Annotated in this window: 9 protein-coding genes; 1 reads left to right on the top strand and 8 read right to left on the bottom strand. The window is 61.4% G+C overall.

From position 1 onward, the window contains the following. The 5 genes from ACQY6C_RS11745 to ACQY6C_RS11725 form a co-directional block, all read right to left on the bottom strand. Nucleotides 1-1,053: a TIGR00341 family protein gene (locus tag ACQY6C_RS11745; RefSeq protein WP_427968939.1), complete on the bottom strand. Its 1,053-nt coding sequence runs from the start codon at nucleotides 1,051-1,053 to the stop codon at nucleotides 1-3. A 76-nt stretch (nucleotides 1,054-1,129) separates the two neighbouring features. Then, entirely contained in the window at nucleotides 1,130-2,935 is a 1,806-nt protein-coding gene (locus ACQY6C_RS11740; protein WP_427968937.1) for an acyl-CoA dehydrogenase C-terminal domain-containing protein, read from the bottom strand. A gap of 59 nt (nucleotides 2,936-2,994) precedes the next feature. Beyond that, the gene (locus ACQY6C_RS11735; protein ID WP_427968935.1) at nucleotides 2,995-3,450 is read right to left on the bottom strand and encodes a MerR family transcriptional regulator; all 456 of its coding nucleotides are present in this window, start codon (nucleotides 3,448-3,450) and stop codon (nucleotides 2,995-2,997) included. A 31-nt stretch (nucleotides 3,451-3,481) separates the two neighbouring features. Beyond that, nucleotides 3,482-3,856, bottom strand: coding sequence for a phosphoribosyl-AMP cyclohydrolase (gene hisI / locus ACQY6C_RS11730; protein ID WP_427968933.1), 375 nt, complete (start codon nucleotides 3,854-3,856; stop codon nucleotides 3,482-3,484). A 367-nt stretch (nucleotides 3,857-4,223) separates the two neighbouring features. Further along, nucleotides 4,224-5,048 carry a double zinc ribbon domain-containing protein gene (locus ACQY6C_RS11725; RefSeq protein ID WP_427968932.1) on the bottom strand — a complete coding sequence of 275 codons (825 nt, stop codon included), beginning with the start codon at nucleotides 5,046-5,048 and terminating at the stop codon, nucleotides 4,224-4,226. Between the two features lie 56 nt (nucleotides 5,049-5,104). Between ACQY6C_RS11725 and ACQY6C_RS11720 the strand changes: the two genes are divergently transcribed. Next, a complete protein-coding gene (locus ACQY6C_RS11720; protein ID WP_427968930.1) occupies nucleotides 5,105-5,854 on the top strand; it encodes a methyltransferase domain-containing protein in 750 nt (249 codons plus the stop codon). On the opposite strand, the gene ppdK is transcribed toward ACQY6C_RS11720, so the two are convergent. From ppdK to ACQY6C_RS11705, 3 genes are all read right to left on the bottom strand, one after another. Further along, entirely contained in the window at nucleotides 5,855-8,518 is a 2,664-nt protein-coding gene (gene ppdK / locus ACQY6C_RS11715) for a pyruvate, phosphate dikinase (protein WP_427968928.1), read from the bottom strand. Between the two features lie 117 nt (nucleotides 8,519-8,635). Further along, nucleotides 8,636-10,936, bottom strand: coding sequence for a glycine--tRNA ligase subunit beta (glyS, locus tag ACQY6C_RS11710; RefSeq protein WP_427968926.1), 2,301 nt, complete (start codon nucleotides 10,934-10,936; stop codon nucleotides 8,636-8,638). Then, entirely contained in the window at nucleotides 10,933-11,847 is a 915-nt protein-coding gene (locus ACQY6C_RS11705; protein WP_427968924.1) for a glycine--tRNA ligase subunit alpha, read from the bottom strand. Before ACQY6C_RS11705 ends, glyS begins: the two co-directional genes overlap by 4 nt. Nucleotides 11,848-11,868 lie beyond the last annotated feature (21 nt).

Genomic DNA, 11,868 nt, shown 5'->3' with positions numbered 1-11,868 from the left:
TCAGCCGCCGACACTGAGGCGGTCGAGAATTGCATCCCACGACCCGAAGCCGAGGAATATCCGACCGGCCATCATCGACATCAGCAGGACCAGCAGGAATGCCCAGATCGCCAAAATGCCGCCAGTCAGTCGCCAGCTTTTGGGCGGAAGACCCTGGATCAGGAACATCGCAATCCCCGCGACATTCACGCAGACCAGATTGACCGCGAACAGGAACATGGCGTTAGCGCTCGCATCGGGATACCCCGCTCCCAGATAGATTCCGCTTGCGGAAAGCGGAGGGACCAGCGCGACTGCGATCATGACCCCGACCAGCGAAAGCGAGGAGCCGCGGCTGAAAGCCAGCACTCCCGCCGCACCGCACGCCAAAGCCAGCGCCACATCCGCCAACTGCACCACGGTTCTGTTCTTCAGCTCCGGAACCAGCGGGTCGACGGTCGTAAGATAGCCTAGTGCCAGCCCGGCGAGGACGGAGAACACACAGCCGATGAATAGCGTGATTGCCGCCTGCTGGCCCAGCTTGCGATTGCCCACCGTTGCGGCCAGCGCCACACCCATAGTCGGCCCCAGCAGCGGTGCGATGATCATCGCACCGATTACCACGGCGGTTTGCCCGCTGACCATGCCCAGACCGGCAATGATCGACGAAAGCGTGACGGTTAGCAGGTAGCTGGGCCGGATGTGAAGGCTCTCTTCGATATCATCATAGAGCTCGTCAGTGCTCAGGCGATCCCGGCTGAAGAAGCGCTCGATGGCGCTCGGCGGCGAAAGGTCCTCCGGCAGCGGCAATTCGGTCGCGGGCGTTTCCTCGATCAGCGGGAGCACCGCCTCGAGCTGTTCGACGAATGCCGTAAAGGTCGGAACCGATGCAAAGGCATCCTCAAGCTCATCAAGCAATCGCTCGGTATAGCGCTGCTGGACGATACAGCAGTATTTCTCCTGCCCTCCCGGCACCGCCTCGCGCCAATAGCGCCGCGAGTGGCGCGGCAGGATGTCCTCCAGCCGCGCAATTTCGCTTTCAGGCAGATATATCTGGACAATGCGCGCGGACACGATGCCTCCCAAAGGTGACGAAAACCCCTGAGATCAGATAGCATCCTGCCGGGTACGATGCACCCCGCAGCCCGAACTACGCGGCGGTGGCGAAAGCCTCTTCACCCAGAGCCATCATGCTCTCCGAACCTGTTTCGAGCTTGCGGCGCAGCGCACCGGCATCGGGCAAGTAGCGATCCATGTAATAGCGCGCCGTCGCGATCTTGGCCTCATAGAAACCCTTGTCCTCGGGATCGCCAGCGAGCTTCTCCTGTGCCACCTTGGCCATGCGCAGCCACATCAGGCCGAGCGTCACGATGCCCATGATGTGCATGTAGTTATGAGCGCCCGCGCCCAGATTGTTGGGGTTCTGCATCGCATTCTGCATGAACCACATGGTCGCAGCCTGATGCTGGCCCAGCGCTTTTTCGAGCTTTTCAGCCAGCGGGCCAAGCACATCGTCACCCTTGGCCGCGGCGATTTCCTCGCCCGCCAGCTTGAAGAAGGCCTGGATCGCCGCGCCGCCCTTGCTGGGTAGCTTGCGACCGCACAAATCCATCGCCTGCACGCCATTGGTGCCTTCATAGATCATGGTGATGCGGGCATCGCGCACGAACTGGCTCATGCCCCATTCCTCGATGTAACCATGCCCGCCGAAGACCTGTTGCATATTGGTCGCAACGTCATAGCCCTTGTCGGTGCCATAGCCCTTGATAACCGGAGTCAGCAGGCCGAGCAGTGCATCGGCTTCCGCGCGTTCTTCCTCGGTCTGCGCTTTGTGCGATAGATCGACCAGTAGCGCTCCCCACAGGCACAGTGCACGCTGACCTTCGGTGAATGCCTTCGCATCCATCAGCATCCGGCGCACATCGGGGTGGACGAAGATCGGATCGGCCCGCGCTTCGGGATCCGCGGGACCGGTCAGCGCCCTGCCCTGACGGCGATCGAGCGCATAGGCAACAGCGTTCTGGTAAGCGACCTCCGCCTGCGCCAGGCCCTGGATGCCGACACCAAGGCGCGCGGCATTCATCATCACGAACATGGCGGCCAGGCCTTTGTTTTCTTCGCCAACCATCCAGCCTTTCGCGCCGTCATAATTGAGCACGCAGGTGGCATTACCGTGAATGCCCATCTTCTCTTCGATCGAGCCGCATGACACGCCATTGCGCTCACCCAGCGAACCGTCTTCGTTGACCAGCACCTTCGGCACTACAAAAAGGGAGATACCCTTCGAGCTGTCGGGTGCGCCCGGCGTCTTCGCCAGCACGAGGTGGATGATGTTCTCGGTCAGATCGTGCTCGCCCGCCGAGATGAAAATCTTGGTGCCGGTAATGGCATAGGAACCGTCTCCCTGCGGCTCCGCCTTGGTGCGGATCATGCCTAGATCGGTGCCGCAATGCGGCTCCGTAAGGTTCATGGTGCCAAGCCATTCGCCAGAAATCATCTTGGGCAGGTAGGTGTCCTTCTGCTCCTGCGTCCCGGCGACAGTCAGAGCGGAGACCGCGCCAGTGGTCAGGCCCGGATACATGGCGAAGGCCTGGTTGCTGGTCGCCATGAATTCCTCGACAACGAAGCCCAGCACATGCGGCATGCCCTGCCCGCCATAAATTTCCGGCTGCGAGATCGTGCCCCAACCCGATTCCTGATATTGCGCGAAAGCTTCCTTGAAGCCGTCAGGCGTCGTGACCGAGCCATCGTCATGGCGAGTACAGCCCTGTTCGTCGCCAACCTTGTTCAGCGGCGCCAGAACTTCGGCGCAGAACTTGCCCGCTTCATTGATGACCGTGTCGATCATGTCCGGCGTAGCGGATTCAAAACCTGGCAGATTGCCGTAGCTCGCCAGGTCGAGCAGTTCATTGACGATGAAACGTGTATCGCGCGTAGGGGCTGTGTAGATGGGCATTGCTTGTCCTCTTGGGGGGTGTTTCTCTCTGGCCTCGGCAGGCTGGGCTATTGCCCTATTCAGCCGAGGTCTATTTGTTCGACCAGCCTGATAAATTCGCTCAGCTCCTTGATCGACGAATCGATATCGGCACGCTGGCGTTTCAGCTTGGCGACGTGAGCCTTGCACTTTTCTATGGTCACTCGGCGCTGCTCGACACGGCCGTCGTCGAGATCGTAGAGATCGATCATCTCGCGGATTTCATTGAGGCTGAAACCGACATTCTTGGCGCGCATGATCCAGGCCAGCCTGGCCCGGTCACGCTTGGAATAGACGCGCGTCAGGCCGACGCGTGCGGGCGAGATCAGCCCTTCGTCCTCGTAAAAGCGCAGCGCGCGGGCAGTGCAGTCAAACTCCGAAGTCAGGTCGGAGATCGAATATTGCTCACGCTCGTGTTTGTCGGGGCGGTCGAGATGGGCGCCCTCATGCTTGCGCTGATCTTCGCTATTCGGTCGGTTTGCTGGTGCTGTAGCCATGCAGCAGAATTAGCGAAACCTTACGTTAGCGTCAACCCCTTCCCTTTACGAGAGCGTCACCCTCCAGGTGGCGGTAGAAGCATGATCGCGCACCCGTGTGGCAGGCAGGTCCCGCCGGTATCGCTTGCACAACCAGCGCATCCTGGTCGCAATCGACCAGGATCCGTTCCACCTTCAGGACATTGCCGGAGGTTTCGCCTTTCTGCCACAGCGACTGGCGCGAGCGAGACCAGAAATGCGCCAACCCGGTCTCCCGAGTCATGGCGAGCGCTTCCTCGTTCATGAAGGCGACCATCAACACCTCACCCGAACCTGCGTCAGTAACTACTGCGGTCAGCAGGCCGCGATCGTCGAATTTGGGCATGAACGCGGTTCCCGTTTCTCTCTCGGGATCGTGGGATGACATGCGGGCTAATTCCTCTTCTTCGGTATAAACTCTGACAAAGTCGTCAGTTGGCTATGTAACAAGCTTCGATGAACGGGCGCAGGGCTGCGATAGTTTGTTGCACGATAACCACAGATACGGATCAAAATCTAACACGGATGCAGATGGCACTTTAACGATCTGGCTTCGGATGAGAAACACCCGTTCGCAGGCCAGAAGGCTTGCGTACCGGACAACGGTGCCATCAGAGCGCCAGGTTCAGGGGTAATCGGGACAGAGCCGCCCGCAGGGTGTCGGCTCTCCTGGTAGAACGATGAGGGATTGAATCCTGGTGGCCAAATAGGGGGTGGTCACCTGAGCTCTCCAAGAGCGGATTCGAGTATATTCGTCACGTGGCGCCCGAGGTTCCAAGAACCTCGGGCGTTTCGGTATCTAGAGCTGGCGCGGTTCTTGGCGCGTTGAGCGCTTCCTCCAGCACCCGTGCAAAACAGGCGATTCGGACAGAGCGAGCACCAGCCTTGAGCAGCAACGCGACGCTGGCATCGCTGGTTGCACCGCTCGTCAGCACGTCATCCACCAGGGTCACATCACGGTTTGCAATCAAGCCGGTTCGGCGCGGATTGATCGCCAATGCCCCCTTAAGAGCACGTTCGCGGGCCTTACGGCCCAACCCGCCCAGCGAAGGCGTAGGCTTGCGCCGGATCAACAGATCGACAGCCAGTTCACCCTTGCCCGCTTTCTCCAGTTCGCGCGCCAGCAGCGCCGCCTGGTTGAAACCGCGCTTCCACAAGCGCCAGCGATGCAGCGGGACAGGCACCAGCAATGGTGGCGGATCGCCTTCATCGCGCTCTGGCAGCCGCGCCGCGATCAGCCGGGCGAGCATCGGCGCAAGCCCAAGCTTTCCTCCATGCTTGAAGGCCAGCACCAGTCTGCGCGACGGATCGTTGTAGAGCGTGGCAGCGGAAATCCCGGCATGGCGCGGCGGATTGGCGAGGCACGGCGCGCATTGGCTGCCCTGGCTGATGACATCGCTGCCGAAGGGTCGCCCGCAACTTGCACAGGCCGGTTCGGATGGAAGCACGAGCTCGCTCCAGCAGCTACTGCAAAGCCCACCCTGTTGCGCCACGCTTTCACCGCAAATCGGGCAACGCGGGGGATAGATCAGGTCGATCAGAGGCGTGAGGCCCTGGGCAATGTGCGACCCGATCGTCATCTCGCCATTGCTGCACATCTTGCACTCCGGTTGCAAGCGCGGCAGGGGTGCGCGCGATGAACGAACAAAGGGTTCCACGCATTTTTTCTGTCCCGAGGCGTGCCAACAGGCTGGCCCGTTCGCTCACGCTCGCCCGCGGAAAATCACCGGCGCGCTGGCTGTTCGAGGAGATGGAGCAGGATTGCATCGAACGGCTCGAATTCATGCGCTTCGAACCTGCTCGCGCCTTGCTTGCGGGCCCCGCATCCTCCGCGCTCGGCAGCGTCTTGAGCGACCGAGGCGCCGAAGTTTCCCTGATTGCGCAGTATGACGAGGAAAAACCGATCGTCGATGCACCGTTCGACCTCATTGTCAGCCTTGCCAGGCTCGATACGGTCAACGACTTGCCGGGGGCCTTGCTTCATACACGCATGGCACTGAACGAAGGGGGGCTTTTCATCGGGCAGATGGTTGGTGCCGGAAGCCTGCCGATGCTGCGCCAGTTGATGCTCGCCGCCGATGCCGAACGACCCGCCGCGCGTATCCATCCGCAGGTCGACAATCGCGCCGCAACCGCGCTGCTCGAACGCGCCGGATTTGCACGCCAGGTAGTCGATTCGCAAAGCCTCAATGTGTCCTATCGCAGCCTGGACCGCCTCGTCGCCGATTTGCGCGAACAAGGGCTCACCAACGTATTGGCCGATCCGCCACCCCCGCTTGGCAAGGCGGGCCTCGCCCGCGCCCGCGACGCTTTCGATGCGCTAAAAGACAGCGAGGGCCGCGTAAACGAGACCTTCGAAATCCTGACCCTGACGGGCTGGCGCTGACTAGTTCAATGCAGCCTGCGCCGCAGCCAGCCGCGCGATCGGCACGCGGTAGGGCGAAGCGCTGACGTAATCGAGCCCGACCCCTTCGCAGAAAGCGATCGACGCCGGGTCCCCGCCATGCTCGCCGCAAATGCCCAGCTTGATATCGGGCCGGGTTGCCCTGCCCCGCTCCGCCGCCAGCTCGACCAGCTGGCCAACGCCGTCGACATCGAGACTGACGAAGGGATCGCGGGCAAAAATGCCCCGGTCGACATAGACATTGAGGAAACGCGCCGAATCGTCGCGGCTCACGCCCAGCGTGGTCTGAGTCAGATCATTGGTGCCAAATGAGAAGAACGCGCCCTCTTCGGCAATTTCGCCCGCCATCAGCGCGGCGCGCGGCAATTCGATCATGGTGCCGACCAGATATTCGAGAGTGCAGCCGGTTTCCCCGAACACTTGCACCGCCACCTTGTCGACCAGCGCCTTGAGCAGTTCCAGCTCGCGTTTGGTAGCAACCAGCGGGATCATGATTTCCGGCACGGGTGCCTCGCCAGAATCCTTCGCCACTTCGCAAGCTGCCTCGAAGATGGCGCGCGCCTGCATCTCGTAAATCTCGGGATAGGTGATGCCCAACCGGCAGCCGCGATGGCCCAGCATGGGGTTGAACTCGTGCAGCTCGTCCGCCCGGCGTTTGAGGTGATCGACGCCATAGCCGGTCGCATTGGCAAGCTCCTCGAACTCGGCATCAGCATGCGGAAGAAACTCGTGCAGCGGCGGATCGAGCAGGCGGATGGTGCAAGGCAGCCCTGCCATCACTTCGAAAATCTCGCGGAAATCCTTGCGCTGTTCGGGCAGTAGCTTTTCCAGCGCCGCGCGGCGGCCCTTCTCGTCCTCCGCCAGGATCATCTGGCGCACCGCGCTGATCCGTCCTGCGTCGAAGAACATATGCTCGGTACGGCACAGCCCGATGCCTTCCGCGCCGAACTGGCGCGCCATGCGGCAATCCTCCGGCGTTTCAGCATTGGTGCGCACGCGCATCCGCCGATGCTTGTCCGCCCATTCCATCAACGTGCCGAAATCGCCCGCCAGTTCAGGCTCGATGGTCGGGACTTCACCCGCCATCACCTGCCCATTGGCGCCATCGAGCGTCAGCGTATCGCCCTCTTTCAGCTCTCGGTTTCCGATCCGAAGTGTCTTCGCCTTGCGGTCGATGGAGACGGCCGATGCGCCAGAGACGCAAGGCCGACCCATGCCGCGCGCGACCACTGCCGCATGGCTCGTCATCCCGCCGCGCGCAGTCAGGATACCCTGCGCCGCATGCATGCCGTGAATATCCTCTGGCGAGGTCTCGACCCGGACCAGGATCACCTTCTCTCCGCGCTGGGCCCATTGCTCGGCCGTATCGGCATCGAGCACGATCTTGCCGCTCGCAGCGCCCGGCGATGCAGGCAGGCCGCTGGTCAGAATATCGCGCGGCGCATCGGGATCAAGCGTGGGGTGGAGCAACTGGTCGAGCGCCATGGGATCGACCCGCGCAATCGCAGTTTCCTCGTCGATCAGCCCTTCGCCGACCATATCGACCGCCATCTTGAGCGCCGCCTTGGCGGTACGCTTGCCGCTGCGCGTCTGCAGCATCCACAGCGTGCCCTGCTGCACGGTGAATTCGATGTCCTGCATGTCCTTGTAATGCTTCTCGAGCAGTTCGAAGACATGGGCGAGCTGGGCATAGGCATCGGGCATCGCCTCTTCCATGCTCGGCTGCTTGGCGTTGGCGGCTTCGCGCGCAGCCTTGGTGAGATATTGCGGCGTGCGGATGCCCGCCACCACGTCCTCACCCTGCGCGTTGATCAGATATTCGCCGTAATAGGCTTTCTCGCCCGTCGCCGGATCGCGGGTGAAGGCAACGCCGGTAGCGCTGGTATCGCCCATATTGCCGAACACCATGGCCTGGACGTTGACCGCCGTGCCCCAGTCGGACGGAATATCGTTGAGCCGCCGATAGACCTTGGCCCGATCCGAATCCCAGCTATCGAACACGGCCCGGATTGCACCCCAAAGCTGTTCGGTAACGTCTTGCGGGAACGGGCGACCCAGCTCGTCATCGACGATTCCCTTATACTGGCTGACCAGCGCCTGCCAGTCTTCGCGCTCCATCTCGGTATCGGCGTAGTAGCCCTTGTCTTCCTTCGCGATTTCGAGCGCTTCCTCGAACAGCCCGTGATCGAGGCCGAGCACCACATCGGAATACATCTGGATGAATCGGCGGTAGCTATCCCAGGCAAAGCGGGCATCGCCCGAGGCATTGGCCAGCCCCTCAACCGTCTCGTCATTGAGGCCGAGGTTCAGCACAGTATCCATCATGCCCGGCATGGACACACGCGCGCCGGAACGGACCGAGACAAGCAGAGGATCGGAGGCGTCGCCAAATCCCTTGCCCACCGTGGCTTCGATATGTTGGAGCGCTTCCGCAACCGCGGCCTTCAGCCCGTCGGAAAAGTCCGCGCCATGCTGGAGGTAGCTGACGCATTCTTCGGTCGTGATGGTAAAACCCGGAGGCACCGGCAGGCCGATGCTGGCCATCTCGGCCAGATTCGCGCCCTTGCCGCCGGTGACGGTCTTGTCCCTCTGGCGCGCATTCGTATGCAGCGCATTACCGCCGAAAGTGAAAACTGTTTGCGTCATAATTACCTATCCGATCACCCTGAGCTTGTCGAAGGGTCGCCCTTCCTTATGCAACGCGACGCCGAAGGAAAAGCAGTCCTTCGACAAGCTCAGGACGAACGGATAATGAAGACGGCGTCAGCCCTCGATACGACTAAAGTCCGCCACGTTGTGCACTGCAGCACGAAAGCGTGCAAGCATATCGAGCCGCGATGTGCGTTTATTCTGGTCATCATCATTGACAGTCACTTCATCAAAGAAGCGATCGATCGGTGCACGCAAAGATGCGAGAGCAGCCATGGCTGCCTCGAAATCCTCTGCAGCTATGCCCTGCGCCGCACTGGGCTCAGCCGCATTGAGCGCTTCGATCAGCGCCTTTTCGGCCGGTTCGGGCGAGTAGGAGAGTTGCCTTGCGTGTCGATCCGCCATCTTGGCAGCCACGACTTCCTTGAGATCGGGATCGTCGACTTCGGACAGCGGGTCTTCCTCGCCGGTCTGCGCGATCTCGCCTTCGATGCCGTGCCAGTCTTCCTTCTTGAGGATATTGGCGGCGCGCTTGTAGCCGGCGAGCAGGTTAGCGCCGTCTTCGGTGTCCATGAAGGATTGCAGCGCATGGACGCGGGCGAGCAGGCGGACAAGATCGTCTTCCCCGCCAAGCGCAAAGACCGCGTCGATCAGGTCGTGGCGGACGCCTGCCTCGCGCTGCTGAACCTTGAGGCGGTCGGCGAAGAAGTCGAGGAGATCATACATGTAGCCCACATCCAGCGGTGCTTCTACTTCACCCCTTATCTCCGCCAGCGCGTAGTCGCCCTGTTCGCCCCGCGGTTCGATATCCGCTACATCGGAAATCCAATCGAAAATGTCGCGCCGTTGCAAAATCTCTTCATCAGCCTGGTGGTGTTCAAGCAGGTTATTGATAATAAACAGCTCTGGTTTGTGGAGAGATAACCTGAGTTCATTCTCTGTCAGCAATCTCAAGATGCCAAGCGCGGCTCGACGAAGCGCAAATGGATCCTTCGAGCCTGTCGGCGTCTCACCCATCGAAAAGAATCCGGCCAACGTATCCAGCTTATCCGCAAGGCTCACTGCCACCGTCACCGGAGCCGTAGGCACTTCATCGCCTTGCCCCACCGGCTTGTAGTGATCGCGGATCGCGTCGCTGACTTCCTGGGGCAGGCCTTCCTTCTCGGCGTAATATCCGCCCATCACGCCCTGTAGTTCGGGGAATTCTCCGACCATCTCAGTGACGAGGTCGGCCTTGCACAGACGTGCAGCTTGCTCAGCAAGGTCGGGGTCGGCGCCCTTTACAATGCCTTCCTCACACAGCCACCGCGCCAGCTTGGCCACGCGCTCGACCTTGTCGGCCACGGTGCCCAGCTTCTCGTGGAAAGTAATCCGCTCCAGCTTCTTCGCATGTTCAGCCAGCGTGGTCTTCTGGTCGAGTTCCCAGAAGAACCGCGCATCGGATAGCCGCGCAGCAAGCACCTTGCGGTTCCCGTCAACCACCACTGCCGGATCCTCTGCCGCGATATTGGCGGTGCAGACAAATGCGTTGGCGAGCTTCCCTGCCTTGTCCTCGCAGACGAAATATTTCTGGTTCACCCGCGCTGTGAGCTGGATCACTTCGGGCGGGACGTCGAGGAAGTCCTCGTCAAAACGGCCAAGCAGCGGCACCGGCCATTCGGTCAGTCCGGCGTTCTCAATGACCAGACCTTCATCCTCGACCAGCGTGAGACCCGCCGCTTCAGCGGCCTTCTTCGCGCCCTCGCGGACTGAATCCTGCCGTTCCTCGTGATCGACGATCACATGGCAGGCGCGCAGCTTCTCCGCATAATCGTCAGCTGAACCGATGGTGATCTCGCCCGGACAGTGAAACCTGTGCCCATGCGTGGCGTAGCCGGACTGGATCCCGTCCACCTGACACTCGACCAGGTCTTCGCCCAGGATCGCGACGATGCCCGACAGCGGGCGCACCCAGCGCAGGCTTTCGGTGCTGATCGAGTTTGCGCCCCAGCGCATCGACTTGGGCCAGGCGAAGTCGCGAATGATTGCCGGAATGGCGTCAGCAAGCAGATCCTTCACTTCCCGGCCCGGCTTCTCGATCACCGCGAAATAGGTGTTGCGACCCTTGACGTCACGCAGCTCGAGCTGGTCACGTGTGACGCCATTCTTGCGGCAGAATCCGTCCACCGCCTGGTCGGGAGCGCCCTCGGGTGGACCCTTGGCCTCTTCGCGCACCGCTTCGGTCGCTTCGGGCAGGCCGCGCGCGATCAGCGCCAGCCGCCGCGGGGTCGACCACACAGTGATTTCGCCAAGCGCGACGCCTGCGGCGTCCATCTCGCGGCGAAACAGCTTCTCCAGCTCGGCGCGAGCGCCAGCCTGCATTCGCGCCGGGACTTCTTCGCAACGCAGTTCAAGGAGGAAATCGGAACCGCTCATGGCTGCCACCCCGGGTATTCGGCTGCCCATCGGTCGCTTTCCTTCCTGATGAAGGCTTCGCAACTGCCACGCGCAAGATCGCGCACGCGACCCATGTAGCTGGCGCGTTCCTGCACGCTGATCACGCCGCGCGCCTGAAGCAGGTTGAAATAGTGGCTCGCCTCGATCGCCTGCTCGTAAGCGGCGATGGGCACGTTGTTGGCCAGGCAATTCTGGCACTCGGCCTCTGCCTTGTTGAACAGGTCGAACAGCGCATCGGTATCAGCGACTTCGAAGTTCCACTTCGACATCTGGCGTTCGTTTTCGAGAAAGACATCGCCGTAAGCCGTGCCGTGGCCGTTGAAGTTGAGATCATAGACGTTGTCGACGCCCTGAATATACATCGCCAGCCGTTCGAGCCCATAGGTCAGCTCGCCCGCGACCGGCTTGCAGTCGAAGCCTCCCATTTGCTGGAAATAGGTGAACTGGGTGACTTCCATCCCGTCGCACCAGACCTCCCAGCCCAACCCCCATGCGCCCAGCGTGGGACTTTCCCAATCGTCCTCGACGAAACGGATATCGTGCTTGAGCGGGTCGATCCCGATAACTTCCAGGCTCTTGAGATAGAGGTCCTGCAGGTCCGGCGGGCTCGGCTTCATGATGACCTGGTATTGGTAATAATGCTGCAGCCGGTTGGGGTTTTCGCCATAGCGCCCGTCGGTCGGGCGGCGGCTTGGCTGGACATAGGCCGCATTCCACGGCTCCGGCCCAAGCGAGCGCAAGGTCGTTGCCGGATGGAACGTACCGGCGCCAACCCGCATGTCGAGCGGTTGCAGGATGACGCAGCCCTGCGCGCTCCAGTAATCGTGGAGGGCAAGGATCATGTCCTGGAAAGACCCCTTGGGGTTTCGCTTTGGCGGCTCGAAACTCATGGGCAGCGCCCATGGCGTAAG

It is taken from the genome of Altererythrobacter sp. (assembly GCF_050299635.1).
Classification (GTDB): Bacteria; Pseudomonadota; Alphaproteobacteria; order Sphingomonadales; family Sphingomonadaceae; genus Erythrobacter.
This window is presented reverse-complemented; position numbering and strand designations above follow the sequence as displayed.